The 17,601-nt window shown below is 63.6% G+C and carries 17 protein-coding genes; 5 read left to right on the top strand and 12 right to left on the bottom strand.

All coding sequences use genetic code 11. The features are described from left to right. Positions 1-36: 36 nt before the first annotated feature. Positions 37-1,422 (top strand): FAD-binding oxidoreductase, encoded by a 1,386-nt coding sequence (locus GJR96_RS02705; protein WP_151161527.1) that lies wholly within the window; start codon positions 37-39, stop codon positions 1,420-1,422. A gap of 45 nt (positions 1,423-1,467) precedes the next feature. On the opposite strand, the gene GJR96_RS02700 is transcribed toward GJR96_RS02705, so the two are convergent. From GJR96_RS02700 to GJR96_RS02680, 5 genes are all read right to left on the bottom strand, one after another. Next, positions 1,468-1,896 (bottom strand): DUF6069 family protein, encoded by a 429-nt coding sequence (locus GJR96_RS02700; RefSeq protein WP_151161526.1) that lies wholly within the window; start codon positions 1,894-1,896, stop codon positions 1,468-1,470. Positions 1,897-1,983: 87 nt separating this feature from the next. Further along, the gene (locus tag GJR96_RS02695) at positions 1,984-4,794 is read right to left on the bottom strand and encodes an aconitate hydratase (RefSeq protein WP_151161525.1); all 2,811 of its coding nucleotides are present in this window, start codon (positions 4,792-4,794) and stop codon (positions 1,984-1,986) included. 125 nt (positions 4,795-4,919) lie between these two features. Further along, positions 4,920-5,102 (bottom strand): hypothetical protein, encoded by a 183-nt coding sequence (locus GJR96_RS02690; RefSeq protein WP_151161524.1) that lies wholly within the window; start codon positions 5,100-5,102, stop codon positions 4,920-4,922. 14 nt (positions 5,103-5,116) lie between these two features. Then, complete coding sequence (locus tag GJR96_RS02685; protein ID WP_151161523.1) at positions 5,117-5,536, bottom strand: DUF7539 family protein; 420 nt, start codon at positions 5,534-5,536, stop codon at positions 5,117-5,119. 92 nt (positions 5,537-5,628) lie between these two features. Then, positions 5,629-7,056, bottom strand: a complete 1,428-nt coding sequence (locus GJR96_RS02680) for an RtcB family protein (protein ID WP_151161522.1) — start codon at positions 7,054-7,056, stop codon at positions 5,629-5,631. A gap of 111 nt (positions 7,057-7,167) precedes the next feature. Between GJR96_RS02680 and GJR96_RS02675 the strand changes: the two genes are divergently transcribed. Together GJR96_RS02675 and GJR96_RS02670 are read left to right on the top strand one after the other, a co-directional pair. Further along, positions 7,168-8,403, top strand: a complete 1,236-nt coding sequence (locus GJR96_RS02675) for a CBS domain-containing protein (RefSeq protein ID WP_151161521.1) — start codon at positions 7,168-7,170, stop codon at positions 8,401-8,403. A 122-nt stretch (positions 8,404-8,525) separates the two neighbouring features. After that, positions 8,526-9,755 (top strand): lysylphosphatidylglycerol synthase transmembrane domain-containing protein, encoded by a 1,230-nt coding sequence (locus GJR96_RS02670; RefSeq protein WP_191965797.1) that lies wholly within the window; start codon positions 8,526-8,528, stop codon positions 9,753-9,755. Positions 9,756-9,800: 45 nt separating this feature from the next. Here the strand turns inward: GJR96_RS02670 and GJR96_RS02665 are convergent, their stop codons facing one another. Then, positions 9,801-10,061: a glutaredoxin family protein gene (locus GJR96_RS02665; RefSeq protein ID WP_151161519.1), complete on the bottom strand. Its 261-nt coding sequence runs from the start codon at positions 10,059-10,061 to the stop codon at positions 9,801-9,803. Between the two features lie 6 nt (positions 10,062-10,067). Continuing rightward, positions 10,068-10,493, bottom strand: coding sequence for a CopG family ribbon-helix-helix protein (locus GJR96_RS02660; RefSeq protein WP_151161518.1), 426 nt, complete (start codon positions 10,491-10,493; stop codon positions 10,068-10,070). 260 nt (positions 10,494-10,753) lie between these two features. Here GJR96_RS02660 and GJR96_RS02655 point away from each other — a divergent pair, with 260 nt between their 5' ends. Next, positions 10,754-11,251, top strand: a complete 498-nt coding sequence (locus GJR96_RS02655) for a DUF7344 domain-containing protein (protein ID WP_151161517.1) — start codon at positions 10,754-10,756, stop codon at positions 11,249-11,251. Positions 11,252-11,358: 107 nt separating this feature from the next. Then, entirely contained in the window at positions 11,359-12,327 is a 969-nt protein-coding gene (locus tag GJR96_RS02650) for a C-terminal binding protein (RefSeq protein WP_191965796.1), read from the top strand. Between the two features lie 70 nt (positions 12,328-12,397). Here GJR96_RS02650 and GJR96_RS02645 read toward each other — a convergent pair whose 3' ends face one another. The 5 genes from GJR96_RS02645 to GJR96_RS02625 form a co-directional block, all read right to left on the bottom strand. After that, positions 12,398-13,072: a DUF6663 family protein gene (locus tag GJR96_RS02645; protein ID WP_151161516.1), complete on the bottom strand. Its 675-nt coding sequence runs from the start codon at positions 13,070-13,072 to the stop codon at positions 12,398-12,400. A gap of 72 nt (positions 13,073-13,144) precedes the next feature. Beyond that, positions 13,145-14,626 (bottom strand): arginine/ornithine antiporter ArcD, encoded by a 1,482-nt coding sequence (gene arcD, locus GJR96_RS02640; RefSeq protein WP_151161515.1) that lies wholly within the window; start codon positions 14,624-14,626, stop codon positions 13,145-13,147. A 73-nt stretch (positions 14,627-14,699) separates the two neighbouring features. Beyond that, positions 14,700-16,094: a dihydrolipoyl dehydrogenase family protein gene (locus tag GJR96_RS02635; RefSeq protein WP_151161514.1), complete on the bottom strand. Its 1,395-nt coding sequence runs from the start codon at positions 16,092-16,094 to the stop codon at positions 14,700-14,702. A gap of 123 nt (positions 16,095-16,217) precedes the next feature. Next, a complete protein-coding gene (gene kdgK1 / locus GJR96_RS02630) occupies positions 16,218-17,174 on the bottom strand; it encodes a bifunctional 2-dehydro-3-deoxygluconokinase/2-dehydro-3-deoxygalactonokinase (protein ID WP_151161513.1) in 957 nt (318 codons plus the stop codon). Positions 17,175-17,274: 100 nt separating this feature from the next. After that, the gene (locus GJR96_RS02625) at positions 17,275-17,577 is read right to left on the bottom strand and encodes a hypothetical protein (protein ID WP_151161512.1); all 303 of its coding nucleotides are present in this window, start codon (positions 17,575-17,577) and stop codon (positions 17,275-17,277) included. Between the last annotated feature and the right edge of the window lie 24 nt (positions 17,578-17,601).

Here is a 17,601-nt window from a genome sequence, read left to right as displayed (position 1 = left end):
AAGACGACTGGCACGAGCGATGCGCGAGAGAAAAGTATGGCAACAGCAGGAGACGAAGGGACAATTACCGGCGAACTTCGAGACTCGTTTCGGGGCAACCTGATACGGGCCGGCGACCCGGAGTTCGACGACGAACGCGCGATTTATAACGCGATGATAGACAAGCGTCCGCGGCTAATCGCTAAGTGTAGCGACGTGGCGGACGTCATCGCAGCGGTCAACTACGGGCGAGAGAACGAACTCGACACCGCGGTTCGAAGCGGCGGCCACAACGGGCCAGGGCTATCGTTGGTCGACGATGGGCTCGTCATCGACCTCGAAGAGATGAACGGCATCCGCGTCGACCCCGAACAGAAGACGGTGACTGTCGAAGCCGGGTGCACGTGGGGCGACGTGGACCACGCCACCCACGCGTTCGGCATGGCGACAGTCAGTGGAATCATCTCCACGACAGGCGTCGGCGGTCTGACCCTCGGTGGGGGACACGGCTATCTGACACGCAAGTACGGCCTGACCATCGACAACCTGGTCGCTGCAGACGTCGTGTTGGCGGACGGCCGAATGGTCCGCGCGAGTGCAGACGAGAACGAAGACCTCTTCTGGGCGATTCGCGGCGGAGGCGGGAACTTTGGCGTCGTCACGTCGTTCGAGTTCGACCTCCACCCAGTCGAGACGGTCGTCGCCGGACCGATGTTCTGGCCGCTTTCGGAACTGGAGACGACGATGGAGTGGTACCGTGGCTGGTTAACCGACGCACCGCGGGACGTGTACGCTTTCTACCTCGTCGCCGAGGTACCGGGCGACCCGTTCCCCGAGGAAATCCACGGCGAGAAGGTCTGTGGACTGATGTGGTGCTGCACGGGGTCTGAAGACCAGGCCGAAGAGATGCTCCAGACCGCCCGTGACGTGGCCGAACCGATGTTCGAACACGTCGGCGAGATGCCGTACCCCGCACTACAGGGGATGTTCGACGGCCTCTATCCGGAAGGCGACCAGTGGTACTGGAAGGGTGACTTCGTGCGCGAACTGACCGACGAAGTAATCACCGAACACCGGCGCTTCGCCGAAGTACCGACCGCCAAGTCGACGATGCACCTGTACCCAATCGACGGGGCCGTCCACGACGTCGGTTCCGACGAGGCTGCGTGGTCCGTCCGCGACGCGAACTGGTCGATGGTCATCGTCGGCGTCGACACAGACCCGGCGAAGGCAGACGAGATTACGGAGTGGGCCCGCGACTACTGGGACGCAGTCCACCCGCACACCCTCGGTGGGTCGTACATCAACTTCATGATGGAAGAAGGGGACGAGCGGATTCGCGCCACGTACGGCGAGAACTACGACCGGTTACAGAAGGTCAAGGCGAGATACGACCCTGACAACTTCTTCCACGTGAACCAGAACATCGAACCGGCCGCGTAGCACCGCGCGAACAGAGACTCACAGTTTTTTGAACGTGTCGTCGCGTTAGACTGTCCTCCCCTCGCTTCTCCCGATTTCCGTCAACACCCCGACGCACACTGCGGCGACGACGACGTGCATCGCCATCAAGACGAGGACGCCAGCAATCGTGGCTTGGGGGTCACCGAACAGCAGGCCGATATCGGGGACGAACGACAGGACCAACACGACGACGGTGACCTGCAGGAAGGTGCGGTCGGGATTTTCGACCCGACTCGACAGCAGTCCATAGACGAGTGTCGCGCCGATTGCACCCACCGCAGAGAGGAACACGACCGGCGGGTACGAGAGTGGTGCAAACGGCTGGACCGCACCGCTGGCGAGGACGAGCGTCAAGACGAGGGCGTTCGCGACGAGAGACAGTGCGATGGCGGTGAGCCCGCGTCGAGCGAGGACCGTACGAGTTGGCTTGGCGGTCGGTGTGACTGTGGACATGTCTGTACGAACTACGTTACCATGGAACATGAGCTTGTACACGTCGCAGACCGGGCAAAAATCGGTCGCTTCGACCGGCGTTCTCGCTCAGTCCTGCGTCAGCAGACGGCGCAGGACGAAGTGGAGAATGCCGCCGTTTTCGACGTACTTCACCGCGGCGGGCGTGCCGACTTGTGCGGTCACGTCGAACTCGATTTCGGTTCCATCGTCGTTCGTGGCGACGACGGTGAGTTCGTCGTTGACTTCGAGGCCGTCGTCGAGGCCGCGGATGTCGAAGTATTCCGAGCCATCGAGACCGAGTGACTCCCACGAGTCGCCGTCTTGGAACTGGAGTGGGAGGACGCCCATTCCGACGAGGTTGTCCCGGAAGATACGCTCGTAACTCTCCGCGATGGTCGCTCGGATGCCGAGGAGGTCTGTCCCCTTGGCCGCCCAGTCACGACTGGACCCCGTCCCGAACTCGACGCCCGAGAGGACGACGAGCGGAGTGTCGTCGTCGCGGTACCGCTGACTCGCTTCGAAGACGGTGGTCTCGTCGCCAGTCGGGTGGTGGATGGTGTAGCCACCTTCCACGTCGTCGAGCATCTGGTTCTCGATGCGGACGTTGGCGAACGTCCCGCGCATCATGACCTCGTGGTTCCCGCGGCGAGAGCCGTACGTGTTGAAGTCGACCGGGTCGACGCCGTGGTCCATGAGCCACTGGCCTGCCGGGAGGTCAGAGCCGAACGGCCCGGCGGGGCTGATGTGGTCCGTCGTCACGGTGTCGCCGAGCGTCATGAGACAGCGAGCGTCGTCGATGTCCGAGACGCCGGGTGCCTCCAGTGGGAAGTCTTTGAAGAACGGCGGTTCGCGGATGTAGGTCGACTCGTCGTCCCACTCGTACACGTCGCCGGTCGGGGCTTCGAGTGCATCCCAGCGCTCGTCGCCTTCGAAGACTTCCGCGTACTTCTCGCGGAACATCGACGGGTCGATGCTGTCGTGAATCATCTGTTTGACCTCTTCTGGGTCCGGCCAGATGTCCGAGAGGTAGACGAGGTTGCCGTCGTCGTCGGTGCCGAGTGGGTCGTTCTCGAGGTCGATGTCCATCCGGCCGGCGAGGCCATAGGCGACGACGAGTGGCGGACTGGCGAGGTAGTTCGCGCGAATCTTCGGGTGGATGCGCGCCTCGAAGTTCCGGTTGCCGCTGAGGACACTCGTCGTCCACAGGTCGCGTTCGTCGATGGCGTTCTCGATGGGTTCCGGAAGCGGGCCGGCGTTCCCGATACAGGTCGTACAGCCGTAGCCGACCACGTCGTATCCGAGGTCTTCGAGGTACGGGAGTAACTCGGCTTTCTTCAGGTACTCCGTGACGACGCGACTGCCGGGCGCGAGGCTCGTCTTGACGTAATCGGGCATGTCGAGGCCCTTCTCCACCGCGTTGCGGGCGAGGATACCCGCGGCGACCATGACCGACGGGTTCGACGTGTTCGTACAACTCGTAATCGCACTGACGACGACGCTCCCGTGACCGATTTCGGCCGTCTTCCCGTCGCCGAGGTCGATTTCGACGCGTTTGGTCAACTCTCCGAGGTCCGGTTCGTCGGGTGCTTCCTCGGGCGTCTCCGTGAGTGACCCGCCGTCGCCCGCGAGTTCAGGGTCGCCCCCGCCTTCGCCAAGCCATCGGACGATGGCTTCTTCGTCCACGTCGTCTACGTGGTCTTCGAACTCGCCGTAGAGCAGTTGCCGGAAGTGCGACTTCATGTCGCCCATCGCGATACGGTCCTGCGGGCGTTTCGGGCCGGCGAGGCTCGGTTCGACCGTCGAGAGGTCGATGTCGACCGTCTCGGTGTACTCGGGGTGCTGTTCGCCGAAGAGACCCTGCGCGTCGAGGTACTCCCGGACGAGTTCGATGTGGTCCGGGTCGCGGCCGGTGAGTTCGAGGTAATCCAGTGTCGCCTCGTCCACCGGGAACACGCTGATGGTCGACCCTTGCTCGGGTGCCATGTTCGAGATGGTCGCCCGGTCGGGCACCGAGAGGTGCTTGACACCGGGACCGTAGAACTCGACGAACCGGTCGACGACGCCGACCTGTCGGAGTTTCTCGGTGACGTGCAAGACGAGGTCCGTCGCCGTCGCGCCTTCGGGAAGTTTGCCTTCGAGTCGCACGCCGACGACTTCGGGCAGTTTCATCGTAATCGGTTGGCCGAGCATCGCGGCCTCGGCTTCGATACCGCCGACGCCCCACCCGACGACGCCGATGCCGCCAATCATGGGTGTGTGACTGTCGGTGCCGACGAGGGTGTCGGGTAGAAGCCACTGGTCGTCGCGCCACTCGCGGTCGTGGACGACCTGCCCGAGGTGTTCGAGGTTCACCTGGTGGACGATACCCGTTCCCGGTGGGACGACACGGAAGTTCTCGAACGCGTTCTGCGCCCACTTGAGCGCCCGATAGCGCTCGGCGTTGCGTTCGTACTCCAGTTCGACGTTCTTCTCGTACGCGTCGGGCGACCCGAAGAAGTCGACCTGCACGCTGTGGTCGATGACGAGGTCACAGGGGACTTCGGGTTCGACGATACTGGGGTCTTTCCCCGAGCGGTCCGCCGCAGAGCGAAGTGCCGCGAGGTCGACGACGGCCGGCACGCCGGTCAGGTCCTGCAAGACGACCCGAGACGGTGTGAACGGAACTTCGACGTTCGGCACGTCCGGTTCCCACGACGCCGCGTTTCGTACGTCGTCGTCGGTGACGATGTCGCCGTCGACGTTCCTGAGGACGGACTCCAGCAGGATGCGGATACTGACCGGTAGACGGTCGAGTTCGCAGAGGCCCTGTTCTTCGAGGACCGTCAGGTCCGCCATCTTGTACGTGGTGCCACCGTGTTCGAATTCTCGGATGGCTCCGAACGAATCTGAATCTCCCATGGTCGACCACTACGGACTCCGCGGGCTTGAATGCGTAACTCGTTCTCACGGGGTCGGAATCGGCCGAACAGGGCCCCCTACCGTGGAACGGACGCAAATAGCCGCTCCCTCCGCATCGTGCCGTCTTAGCCTCGATTCCGACGGGCCTTCCCCAACTCTCCGGCGACGATGACCCCGCCGTGTTCGAGAAGTGGGCTGGCACACTCCCAGCAACTGTACCACATCTGGTGTCCGCGGGCGATGACAACGTCTGCGCGTGCACTGCACTGGTAACAGGGTCGGTGGTCGGGTGGGTGAATGACGCGCATCGTCTCCTCTCGTGTTACTCTTCGAGGGACCCCGCGACGCCGACGAACTCGTTGACTTCGTCTTGGACGTGTCGTCTGACGTGCTCGCAGTAGTCCCACAGGAGGTCGTTGAACTGCTCTCGTTCCGGTTCGCTCAGACTCTCTTCGCCCCGTGACCACTCGGCGGGAATCTGGGGGTGGCGGGTACAGACGACAGAGAGTGGGTGGTTCTTCGGGTGTCCCATGACGATGTCGTACTCGTCGACGCCCCAGATGCCGTCGCCACCGTCGCTCGCGAGTTCCTCGTCGACAGTGTCGAGTAGCTGACGCTCCTCGTCCGTGACGACGGCGTCGTCGCCAGTGAACAGTTCACGGTACGTCCGGTCACGTGCCGTGTAAATCCACCCGTCGAGTCGTTTGCGGGCCTGTTGGAGGAGTTGTCTGTCAGCTTCCATGGGTGTATAGAGGTGCGCCGAGGTGATATGACTAGGCCCGCGCAACTCGCCCGAACTGACACACAGAGGTGAGTACACGTGGCCGACGTTCGTCATCCTTTGATGTTGGCGAGCGGTGTCGTCCGGGCGACTTTGGTCCCGATTCCGAGCGCGTCACTGACACGAACGACCTCGTCGATGTCTTTGTACGCACCGGGGGCCTCCTCGGTCAGCGTACCGCCGGACCGCGCCCGAACGAAGATTCCGCGCGCCCGAAGCGCCTTCTGGAGTTCTCCGGCGGTGTACTCGCCTTTCGCCTGCGTCCGCGACTTGAGTCGACCTGCACCGTGGGCCGTCGACCCGAAACTGAGTTCGAGTGACCGCGGCCCTCCAGCGAGGACGTACGAGTGAGAACCCATACTTCCGGGGATGAAGACCGGTTGTCCCACGTCGCGATACGCGTCGGGAATCTCGGGCCGTCCCGCCGGAAACGCGCGTGTCGCGCCCTTTCGGTGGACGAGAAGCGACTGCTCACGACCACGGACGGTGTGGCGCTCCTCTTTGGCGATGTTGTGACACACGTCGTAGACGAGTTCGACCTCAGTCGCCTCGAAGAGCGCGTCGAACACCTCGCGGACCGCTTGCGTCATCGCCTGCCGATTCGCCCACGCGAAGTTCGCGGCGGCGTTCATCGCACCCCAGTATCTGTCTGCGAGCCGGTCGCCGAGAGGGGCGTAGACGAGTTGTTTGTCCGGCAGCGACGCCACAAGGTTGGGGTAGTGCCGCTCGAACTCGCGGATGAAGTGTGAGCACGTCTGGTGGCCGAGGCCACGAGACCCAGAGTGAATCATCACGACCACGTCGTCGGTTTCGACGCCGAACGCCGCCGCCGTCTCGGGGTCGTACACGTCGGTGACGCGCTGGACTTCGAGGAAATGATTTCCGGACCCGAGCGACCCGACCTGATTGACGCCGCGTTTGAGCGCTTCGGTCGGCACGGCGTTCGGGTCGCCCGGCAGGTGACCGTTCTCCTCGCAGTGGTCCAAGTCGTCCGCCGTCGCGTGCCCGTTCGCCAGCATCCACTCCATCCCGGATTCGAGGATGCCGCGCACGTCCGAGATGTCAGTGTGGAGGTACCCGCCCTTCCCCAGTCCAGTCGGAATGGTCTGGTAGAGTCTGTCTGCGAGAATCGACTCCTGTCCGGCGATATCCTTGTACGAGAGACCCGTCCGGAGCAGGCGGACGCCGCAGTTGATGTCGAACCCGATTCCGCCCGGACTGATGACGCCCTCATCGAGGTCGACCGCCGCGACGCCACCGATGGGAAAGCCGTACCCCTGGTGTCCGTCGGGGAGGACGAGCGCGAACTTCTGGATACCCGGTAACGTCGCGACGTTTCGGACCTGAGTGAGTGTGAGGTCACCTTCCTCCAGCATCTCTTCGATGAGGGACGCCGACCCGTAGACGCGTGCCGGGACGCGCATCTCTCCCGTTCGTTCGATTTCGTACACGTTCTCGTGAACCTCTGTGAGTTCCACCATCTGACCACCACCGAACTAGTCTATGCTAACGGTTCGCATAACGTTGGTGTGAACGTGGGGTTCCCTTACTCTCCTGACAACATTCAACACCTCGTCTGGCGTACGGTACGTATGGATATCTCGAACCTCGTCGAGCGTGAGTTCCCGACGGTGACGCCCGAAACGCGTGTCTCGAAGCTTCAGGGTATGTTTCAGGAGACGGGCACGAAGGCTATCGTCGTCGTCGACGATGGCGAGTACCTCGGTATCGTGACGCTGCGGCAAATGAACGTCACGCACCGCGACCCGGACGCCAAGGCGCGGAGTATCCTGTGGCACCCTGCGAAGGTGGACCGTGACGAAGACGTTCGCCGCGTCGCCCGCCTCATCCTCGCGAGTCGGAGCGAAGTCCTCCCCGTCTTCGACGACGAGGAACTGGTGGGAACCGTCTCGACCGACCGAGTGCTGGAGGCCGTCCAGCAGTTCCTCGGCGTCCTCACCGTCGAGGACGTGTACTCGGACTCGCTCGTCACGGTGGGCCAAGATTCGACGTTCGGCGAGGCACTCAACGCCTTCCGCGAGAACGGTATCACCCACCTTCCCGTCGCGGAGGACGGCGACGTGGTCGGCGTGGTCAGCCTCACCGACATCCTCGACTTCACGACGAGAGCGATGGACAAACCTTCCGGTGGGTCGTCGGGAGGGTTCGACGTGTCCAGTGGGGGTTCTTCACCCGGATTCCGGTCCGCCGGTGGGATGGGTGACCGTGCGGGCGAACTCGAACGGATGCTCGACCTGCCCGTCGTGGACGTGATGAGTGCACCCGTCGCGACGGTCCTTCCGAACGACGGACTCGACGACGCTGTCGAGCAGATGTTGGACGATGGCGTCTCGTCGCTCATCGTCGTACAGGAGAACGCGCCGGCAGGCATCGTCACCAAGAGTGACGTCCTCGAAGCGCTGACGTGGACGGGCGAGTCGCGACTCCCGGTCCAGATTACCAACGTCGAGTTGCTGGACGACATCTCGCGCGACGAAGTCGTCGCAATGGTCGAAGGCTTCGCCGACAAGTACGGCGGACTGACGATACTCGAAGCGAACGTCTACCTCCACGAACACGACGAGAAACTCCGCGGCACGCCGCTCATCATGGCTCGCATCCGCCTGTTCACCGACAAAGGACACTTCGTCGGCACCGGCGAAGGATACGGCGCGTCACACGCACTCCACCTCGCGCGCAACATCGTCGAACGCCAGTTGCTCGAAGGGAAGACCCACGACGAGACGAAGAAACCCCCGTCGGACCCCGACGAGTACTGGTCGAAGGTGTTCGGGTGGTGGCTGACCGCGCCACCGCGTCGCCGGTGAGTCGACCTAGACCCTGACGGAACACGATGCATACGCGGTATCTCCGATGGGTGGAGGGTGCCCGACTCGGCGTGAGGACCTCCCGAAGCGACTGAGTGCGTAGACCGATGAGGGTGACTTCGATGCGAATACCCGGTGTGTGGCGCACCGTCGCGAGTGTCGTCTTCGCACTCGTCGGGTTTTCGCTCTACGTCTGGTTCGTCGGAGCGACTGCGGTCGTCGATGCCGTCAGTGCCATCTCGGGTCGACACCTCGCGTCGCTCGTCGTTCTCGGCCTCGTTCCGATAGTCACCTGGGGAATGGCGCTCTGGGTCGTCCTCAGGAGAATCGGGACGCAGGTGTCGCTCTGGGACGCGACGGTCCTCTTTGCGGCGATGGAGTTCGTCAACGCCGTCACACCGTTCGGTCAATCCGGTGGGACGCCCGTGAGTAGTCTGCTCGTCTCGTGGCAGTGCGACATCAACTACGAGCGAGCGTTCGCCGCAGTCGTCGGGGTCAACGTCTTCGTTCGACTCGCATCGGTCGCGCTGGGTCTCTTCGTGGTCGGTTTCTACTCGTCCCGGTTCGTCGTAGCCGAGCAGGTCCGAAACACCGCCGCGTTCGCTGCGGGAGTCACGTTCGGTCTCCTCGCCATCGTCGCGGTTCTGTGGGCCGTTCGACACGACATCGAACCAGCCGTCGGTCGCGGACTCGGACGACTCACGAACGGAGTCGGCCGCTGGCTTCCCGGTGTCTCGCCACCGACTCCCGAAAGCGTCGCTCACCGAGTCGAACGGTTCGTGGCGACGCTCGACGAACTCGCCGCCGACCCGTGGCGCCTCGTCGCCGTCTTCGTCCTCTCCCTATTCGGTCAGTTGTCGGTGGCGGCGGCGCTCTGGACAGCGCTCGACGCCCTCGGTGTGACCCAACCACTGCCACTGGTTCTCGTCGTCGTTCCGCTCGCCAAGGTGAGCGGATTCTTGCCGACGCCCGGCAGTATCGGGAGCGCAGTCGTGGTCTTGTCCAGTCTCATCGTGGCGCTGTCGGGAATCTCGGGTGCGCTCGCAACCGCCGCGGCACTCGTCTATCGTGGCGTCGTCTACTGGTTCCCAGCGTCCGTGGGCGCACTCGCGACAGCAGGTCTCTTCCTCGTCAGACACGACGACGTTGGAAAACGGCGGTCGAGTCGGGCGAAAATAGCGGCATTCGTTCTCGCTGGCGGTATCTCGCTGACGCTCCTCCTCGTCGTTCACTCACGAACCCTGCTCGTCGAACCGTCAGACGCGGTGGTCCACGTCGTTCGAGACGTTGGTCTCGGTGTCCTCGGGTTTGCGCTCTTGTGGACACTCTTTACCACGGTGACGACCCAGTGACTTCCGCGGCGAGTCGCTGTCGGCAGTCAGATAGAGGTACGTGTATCAGGCGGACGCCTTGTGTAACTTCTCCCGCAGTCGCTCGGGGTCGACTTCGAACTTGAACGCCGGCCGACCGTCCACGTACACGTACGGGACTCTGTCGCCGTACTCTTCGAGTAATTCTCTGTCTGTATCGACGTCGACGAGGTCCATCTCGACTGGGATACCCTCGGCCTCGGAGACGTCACGGATGGTCGCTTCGACTTCCTCACAGAGAGTACATCCCTCGCGCGTGTAGACGACGATGGGGACGGGGTCGCTCATCGGCAGTCACTCCTCGACGATGCCCGTGAACTCGTCGACGGGCATCACAGAGTAATCGACGCTCAAGGTGTCTCGGGTGGCCCGAATCTTCCCGACGAACGTCGAGATATCGGTGAGTTGGCCTTCGAGGACGAACAGTTCCATGCAGTAGTGGTTGCCGACGTGGTTGTGGAAGTTCGACTTGACGAGGCCCTCGTACTCGTGCCGAAGGCCCATCATCCGCTCTTCGACGCTCGTCGTCTCGTAGTCGAAGATGACCGTCACGACGGCCATCAACTCACGGTCTTCGAGTCGCTTGTCTTCGAACTCTCCGAGGAGATTGCGCGACGCCTCCCTGACGACTTCGCTGCGCCCGGTGTACCCGTGTTCGTCGGCGAACGAGTCGATGCGCTCCAACAGTTCCTCCGGCATGGAGACGCTGACCACAGTCATATATTAACTCCGGTCGCTACGATTAATAAATATTGGCATCAGGCGGCAGCTCATGCCGTGTGTGTCGGGCAATCGACCACTCGTGTCAACACGTCGTCGGTATTTTATTTTGCCCAGATTATCGAGAATAGTATAGGCACTGGCGGTCTTTCGGCAGTATTGGGCGAACTTCCGTTTCGGGTGCCGTTTTCACCAGAGATAACCGAGGCGAACGGTTGATATAGGAGAAGCGACCAGTCACGAATCAATCGAATCCTCGTATGGCGACCACACCTGACACCGAACTTTCCGAGACTCGAATCCACGAGGTATTGAGTAACGACCGCCGTCGTATGGCGATCGAGTTCCTCCAAGGAGGAGATATGACGCTTCGCGAACTCTCGGAACGAATCGCGGAGGCCGAGACGGGTGAGTCGCCACCGCCGAGGAACATCCGCCAGAGTGCCTACGTCTCACTCCAGCAGACCCACATCCCGAAACTCGACGAACTGGACATCGTCGAGTACGACGACGAGTCGAAGCAGGTCTCTCTCGCGGAGGCGGGCGACGTGACAGTCTACATGGAAGTCGTCCCCGAGGGCGAACTCTCGTGGAGTGAGTATTACGCCGTCCTCTCAGCACTCGGACTCGTCATGATGATTGCCGTCGTCGTCGACGTGCCCGTAATCTCGACGCTCGGTGCCCCCGTCCTCGCGTCAGTCCTCTTCGCCGTCATCGGTGCGTCGGGTCTCTATCAGCGCTGGATGCAAGAGAACTGACGCCCTCGGAGAGACGAGGTGGCGTTCGTCATCGACGTTCGATTCGATTAAATTCTGAGACTACGAGACACAAATAAGTAGCTTCGCTCAGAATCGTTCACTCGAACATGAGTTACAACGTCGTGCTGAGCGACTTTCACATGGTGGACCCCGAGCACCAACGGCGCATTCTCGGAGACATCGCCGAGATTCACGTCGCCGAACTCGGGTCCGAGGCGGCACTCGTGGAGGCCTGCCGTGAGGCCGATGCCGACGCCGTCGTGACCGATATCGCCACGCCGGTCACCGCCGAGGCACTCTCCAAACTCGACCTCTCTATCGTCGCTCGGGCCGCGGTCGGATTCGACAATATCGACGTGGAATCGGCCGCCGAACACGGCGTCGTCGTCACCAACGTCCCGGCGTACTGTACTGACGAAGTGGCGACCCACAGCGTCGCACTCCTCCTGTCGTGTATCAGAGCGACGCCCACGTACGACCGGGCAGTCCGCGCCGGCGAGTGGCCACCGACGCCCGGCCGAGAACTCCACCGGATGAAGGGTAGAACGCTCGGGTTCCTCTCGTTCGGGGCCATCGCGCAGCGAACCGCCGAACTCTGCTCCGGATTCGGCCTCGAAACCATCGTCTACGACCCCTACGTCGACGACGACGTGCTCGACGAGTACGGCGTCGAACCCGTCTCGCTGGACGAACTCTACGCTCGCTCGGATTACCTCTCTGTCAACGCCCCGGCGACCCCCGAGACGCGCGGGATGGTCGATGCCGACGCCTTCGGCGCCCTCGACGACGACGCAATCGTCGTGAACACCGGGCGTGGCGCAGTCATCGACGAAGACGCACTCGTGGACGCCCTCCGCGAGGGCGACATCGCCGCCGCCGGCCTCGACGTGTTCGAAGAGGAACCACTCCCGCCGGACTCGCCGCTCCGTGAGTTGGGGAACGCAGTCCTCTCGCCGCACGCGGCGTGGTGTTCAGTCGAAGCGCGCGCCGAAGTGAACGAACAGACTGCCTCGGACATCAAGCGCGTCCTCACCGGCGACGAACCGACCGCGCTGGTCGAACCGCGCTGGAATTGACCCCTGCGGCTGACCCGACACCCGAACTGCGCGACGACTCGATACGCGCCCTGTGCGTCGTCTCTCTTCTTCAGCAGTACGTCTCGCGCACCGTCTGCGCGAACACTCCGTCTCTGTCGAACGCGATAGCGACGAGGACGAACTCTTCGTCCAGTGGACGGAGCACGAACACCTCGCGGGGCGCGTCGGGGACGGTCGATTCGGCTCCCGTCGTCGCGGCGTCGGTCTCTGCGGCCAGACGGCCGATGAGTGGGTCCAGCGGGACGACACCGTCTCTAAACTCTTCGAACAGGTCGCGTGCCCCCGGTTGTTTCGCGAAGACGTAGAGGACGGCGTTCGGGTCGCCGTCGGTTCCGTAGGTGACGCGTGACCCGATTGCCTCACCGCTGTCCATCCTGTGCCACGTCTCCCGAGCGGCCTCGAACAGACCGGTCGCCGCACCGACGAATCGGAATCGGGTTCGGTCGGTGACCGACACCGCGGCGAACCGCGGGTCGCCGTCGTCCCACGCCAGCGTCGCCTCGATTTCGTTTCCGGGTTCGAGTGCTTCGATGGTGTCTGCGATGTCCTCGTCGTCGTATCCCGTCCGTGGGACGTACGTGGGCGAGAACGCCCCGTCGGCGTCGGCCGCCGCCTCCGGGTCGGTCCAGTCGACGGCCTCTTCGGGGCGTTCGAGCAAGAGGAGTTCGTCTCGCTCGCGTGGACTGCGATAGACGCGGAACCGGCCGGCCGTCGTGACCTCCATGCCCCCGGCTACTGGACGAATCGAAATACGCCTGCCGGTCTGCGAACAGACGGACGCGCCGACTGCTGTGCGTCAGTCGTCGTCGGTGAACGACGCGAACGCACCGCGGAGGCCGGCCTGCGTGTCCGACCCTTCTTTCGTGATGCGCCACCCGGTCAGTCCCATCGCCACGAGGATGAGTGGCGAGAGGAACCCGAGGAAGTAGTACGGTGCGTACTGGAGCGTCGGCACACCGAGCACGTCAGCCATGTACGCGCCGCCGGTGCCCCACGGGATGAGCGCACTCGTCGTCGTCCCCGCGGATTCGACGGCCCGCGAGAGATTTCTGCTCTCTAAGTCGAACTCGTCGTAGAGGCCGCGGAAACTCATTCCGGGCACGACGATACTCATGTACTGGTCGGCGGCGATGGCGTTCATCGCCAGCGACGAGGTGGCCGTCCCGATGGTGAGAGAAGACACCGAGGTGAGGATACGACGCATCTCGTGGGCGATGACGGCGATACAGCCAGTTCGTTCGAGGATACCGCCGAGCGACAGCGACGCGAGGATGACGGTCATCGTCCACGACGACCCGAGGAGACCACCCGACGCGAGGAGCGAATCGACCGTCGAGACGCCCGTCTCGGGCGACGTACCCGCGAAGGCGACGTTCCACGCGCCGACGAAGGTGTCGATAGCACTCGGTCCCTGCACGAACAACTGCGTGAGGGTGCCGGTGACGACGCCGGCGATGATAGAGGGAAGCGCCGGGTAACCACGAAGCGCGAGGACGAACGTGACGAGAAGTGGTGCGAACACCAGCGGGTTCACGGTGTAGGTGCCGGCGATAGCCGTCTGAATCTCGGCGACGCGCCCTGCTGGGATGTCACCGGAGGCAGTGAGACCGAGTACGGTGTACGCGACGAGCGAGATTGCGAGCGCGATGCTCGTCCCGACGCGCATCGTCCGCACGTGGGTCATCAGGTCGGTGTTCGTCACGGCAGCGGCGAGGTTCGTCGTGTCCGAGAACGGCGAAACCTTGTCCCCGGTGTACGCGCCCGTCAAGACGGCACCGGCCGTCATCGCGTTCGGCATGCCGAGACCCGACCCGATGCCGATGAACGCGACACCGAGCGTCGCGGCGGTGGTCCACGACGACCCGATGGCGAAGGTGACGACTGCCGAGAGCAGCGTCGCCGCCGGGAGGAACACCGCCGGCGAGAGCAGGTCCAGACCGTAGTAGATGAGTGCCGGAATCGTCCCCGCGGCAGTCCACGTCGAGATGAGCATGTAGACGACGAGGAGGATGAGCAGCGCCGACATCCCCATGTTGATGCCGTCGCGGATGCCCCCAGAGAGTCGCGTCCACGAGAGACCCAGCCAATATCGGCCGACAGCGCCGGTGAGGATGATTCCCCACAGGAGCGGTAACTGCGGGTCGAGGCCCAACCAGATGACCCCGACGCTCAGGAACACGAGCATCCCGAGGACGGGAACGAGCGCCTGCAGAAACGACGGGCGCTCGTCGTCGGGGATGTCGTCGTACGTCAGCGGTTCGAACGAGAGTGATGCCATTTCCGAGACGGGTTATCGTGGTCCCGAATTTGAATCTGGCTTTTTAAAAGGGTAGAAAAATCATTATCGTCGTTCAGTCGTCCAGTTCTGCCGACGCGTTCCGGAACAACGAGTCGAGAATCTCCGGCGTCGTCGGATGGTACGCGCGGTCAGGTATCTCGCGCACGTCGAGTCCCATCTCGACGGTGACTTGCATCGTCTTGGCCATCACGTCGGCGTGGTAGTGGAGGCCCTGATAGCCGAGGACGGTTCCGTCTGTGCCGACGACCAGACGCGCCAGTCCGCGGAGCGTGGCTTTGGTCTTGAAGACGCCGTCGTCACGTGCCTCGCGCGAGACGACGACGTGGTCGATGCCGGCGTCGGCGGCGGACGCCGCGGAGTGGCCCACCCGAGCGTACGGGTAGACTGTCGCCCCCGAGAAGATGACGTGGTGGTGGACGTTGTGGTACTCCTCGAACGCCTCGTCGTGAATCGCTGCGAGGACGTTGTCGGCGGCGACGAATCCCTGTTCTTTCGCCACGTGGAGGATTGGTTCCCGTCCGTTGGCGTCGCCGACGACGAACACGCCGTCGGCACCCTTCGCGTGCATCGTCGCATCGACCCACTCGCCCTCCGGCGTGATTCCCGCCGCGTCGAGATTCAGGCCGCCGACGTTCGGCTTTCGACCGGTGAATAGAAACAGCGATTCGGCGTCGATACTCGACCCGTCGTCGAGGTGGAGACGGACCCCCTCGTCCGTCTGCTCGATTCGGTCTTCGTATACGTCGGTTCGAACTTCGACGCCAAACTCCTCGCGGTAGATATCGAGTATTTCGTCGCCGAACACCGGGTCTGCTTCGTCCAGTGGTCGTTCGTCGTGTTCGACTACGGTGAGGTCAACACCCGCCTCGGCGAGGTACGGGACGAGTTCGAGGCCGATGTAGCCGAACCCCATCACGACACCAGACTCGGGGAGTGCAGTCGCATCGAGCACGTCTGCGCTCGTCAGGTACTCCACGTCGTCGATGCCGGGGAGGTCCGGAACGAACTGGCTGGACCCCGTGGCGACGACGACGTAATCTGGGTCGAACTCGTGGTCACCCGCTTGCACCCGCCGCTCGCCGACGAACCGTGCGCGTTCCCGGACGAGTTTCACACCGTCCTGTTCGGCCATCTTCTCGACTGCCGCCCGACGGTGCGCGGCGAAGTTCGAGATGTGTTCGTCTTTCGTCTCGACGACTGCGTCGAGGTCCATCGCGGGCGTCTCGCCGACGAGACGGTGGTCGTGGCGGGCCTGATAGTGGTGGCCCGCCGCAGAGAGGAGTTCCTTCGAGGGCATACACCCGCGGAGGATGCAGAGACCACCGGCCGGGTCGCCGTCGTCGACGAGTGTGAGGCGGTCGATGTCGTCGCCGACGTGTGAGACGAGTCTGTCGGCGACGGCCACGCCGGCGCTTCCGTAGGCACCGATGACGAGGACGTGTGTCATAGTCCATTGGCGACGGGAACTCGCTTAGTCGTTGGGACGGGGTGCGCGGGCGTCGCACTGCTGGTCTCGTGACTGACTCGGGTGACCAACCGGTCGAGTGTCGGAAACAGAGTGGCGTGGTGACTACCGTGAGATACCGTCACCCTCGTCGGCGACGACGCGTTCGATGTCTTCGGGCGTCACGACTGCGACGTCGCCTTCGACGGTTCGCTTGAACGACGCCGTCGCGGACGCCCACTGGAGTGATTCGGCGACGTCGCCACCGGCGAGGTGCTTCGCGAGGAACCCACCGACGAAAGCGTCGCCCGTGCCGATTGCGTCGTGCGTCTCTGCTTCGTAGACGCCCTGTTCGTACACGTCGCCGTCGAAGAGTGCGAGTGACCCGTCTGCGCCACGAGTGACGACGACAGTCTCGAAGTCGAAGTCGTCGGCGAGTCCGCGGGCGATGGATTCGGCGTCGCCTTCGCGTCCGAGGACCGTCTCGGCGTCTCGCTGTGCGGCGAACAGCACGTCGATGGAGCCGAACAGGTCGCGGTACGCCTCGGCGGCGACGGCCGGGTCCCAGAGTTTCGTCCGGTAGTTCAAGTCGAACGCCGTCGTCGTCCCGGCGTCCTGTGCCTCGGCGAGCACGTCCGCGGTGGTCGCTCGGAGCGTCTCCGAGAGTGCGGGCGTGATGCCGCTGGTGTAGCACACGTCGGCGTCGCGGACTGCGTCGAGGTCGATTTCGACCGTTTCGAGCGTCGTCACTGCGGCGTCCGCGCGGTCGTAGACGACGTTGGTCGGGCGGGGCGCGACGCCGTGTTCGAGGTAGTAGAGTCCCTGCCGGTGGTCGTCGTCCCAGACGACCCCGTCGGTGTCGACGCCGTGGCTTCGCAGTTCACCGACGACACGGCGACCCAGCGGTGAGTCGGGGAGTTTCGAGAACCACGCTGCGTCGCGGCCGAGTCGTGCCGCCGCGACGGCGACGTTGCTCTCTGCGCCGCCCGCCTGTACTTCGAACTCGCGGGCCGTCTCGAGTCGCTCGCCACGCGGCGGCGACAAGCGGAGCATCGTCTCGCCGAAGGTCACGAGGGCTGTCATGGCAGGGCGTTCGCAGGCGCGGTATAAACCTCCGGCGTTGCCGTCGAATGGCGCGACTGCTCGGGGGTGCGACGAGCGAGAGTGTGCCCACCGACTCGACTTAGGCAGACGTGAACCGGCGAACGAGGTAGATGACCGAGATAGGGATGCTCAGGAACGGGACGGCCACGAGGTAATACACAGGAGAGGGGACCCAGTCAGACTGTCGCGCGAGTGTGAGTCGGTCGACGTGGAGTGCCAACGGACCGACGACGACTGCCAGCGCCGTCCCGTACAGTCGAATCGACCCGCCGGCAGTCGCCGCCCACGAGGGGACGCCCGGACCGGTCGCCGCGGTAAAGAGATACGAGACCACGAGAACGAGGGGTCCGAAGAGGATTCCCAAGAAGACGAGTGGGTGCATCGCCTCACACGTCACAGTAGCCTG

The sequence above is a fragment of the Haloferax litoreum genome, from assembly GCF_009674605.1.
Taxonomy (GTDB): Archaea; Halobacteriota; Halobacteria; order Halobacteriales; family Haloferacaceae; genus Haloferax; species Haloferax litoreum.
Note: the sequence above shows the minus strand (reverse complement) of the source record. Positions and strands in the feature narration are given on the sequence as shown.

Coding starts and splice junctions, on each gene's coding strand:
- GJR96_RS02680 (WP_151161522.1), bottom strand. CDS start 7,056: ATGGTGGAACTCACAGAGGTTCACGAGAACGTGTACGAAATCGAACGA.
- GJR96_RS02635 (WP_151161514.1), bottom strand. CDS start 16,094: ATGACACACGTCCTCGTCATCGGTGCCTACGGAAGCGCCGGCGTGGCC.
- GJR96_RS02670 (WP_191965797.1), top strand. CDS start 8,526: ATGCGAATACCCGGTGTGTGGCGCACCGTCGCGAGTGTCGTCTTCGCA.
- GJR96_RS02695 (WP_151161525.1), bottom strand. CDS start 4,794: ATGGGAGATTCAGATTCGTTCGGAGCCATCCGAGAATTCGAACACGGT.
- GJR96_RS02690 (WP_151161524.1), bottom strand. CDS start 5,102: ATGCGCGTCATTCACCCACCCGACCACCGACCCTGTTACCAGTGCAGT.
- GJR96_RS02625 (WP_151161512.1), bottom strand. CDS start 17,577: ATGCACCCACTCGTCTTCTTGGGAATCCTCTTCGGACCCCTCGTTCTC.
- GJR96_RS02655 (WP_151161517.1), top strand. CDS start 10,754: ATGGCGACCACACCTGACACCGAACTTTCCGAGACTCGAATCCACGAG.
- GJR96_RS02700 (WP_151161526.1), bottom strand. CDS start 1,896: ATGTCCACAGTCACACCGACCGCCAAGCCAACTCGTACGGTCCTCGCT.
- kdgK1 (WP_151161513.1), bottom strand. CDS start 17,174: ATGACAGCCCTCGTGACCTTCGGCGAGACGATGCTCCGCTTGTCGCCG.
- GJR96_RS02650 (WP_191965796.1), top strand. CDS start 11,359: ATGAGTTACAACGTCGTGCTGAGCGACTTTCACATGGTGGACCCCGAG.
- arcD (WP_151161515.1), bottom strand. CDS start 14,626: ATGGCATCACTCTCGTTCGAACCGCTGACGTACGACGACATCCCCGAC.
- GJR96_RS02660 (WP_151161518.1), bottom strand. CDS start 10,493: ATGACTGTGGTCAGCGTCTCCATGCCGGAGGAACTGTTGGAGCGCATC.
- GJR96_RS02675 (WP_151161521.1), top strand. CDS start 7,168: ATGGATATCTCGAACCTCGTCGAGCGTGAGTTCCCGACGGTGACGCCC.
- GJR96_RS02665 (WP_151161519.1), bottom strand. CDS start 10,061: ATGAGCGACCCCGTCCCCATCGTCGTCTACACGCGCGAGGGATGTACT.
- GJR96_RS02645 (WP_151161516.1), bottom strand. CDS start 13,072: ATGGAGGTCACGACGGCCGGCCGGTTCCGCGTCTATCGCAGTCCACGC.
- GJR96_RS02685 (WP_151161523.1), bottom strand. CDS start 5,536: ATGGAAGCTGACAGACAACTCCTCCAACAGGCCCGCAAACGACTCGAC.
- GJR96_RS02705 (WP_151161527.1), top strand. CDS start 37: ATGGCAACAGCAGGAGACGAAGGGACAATTACCGGCGAACTTCGAGAC.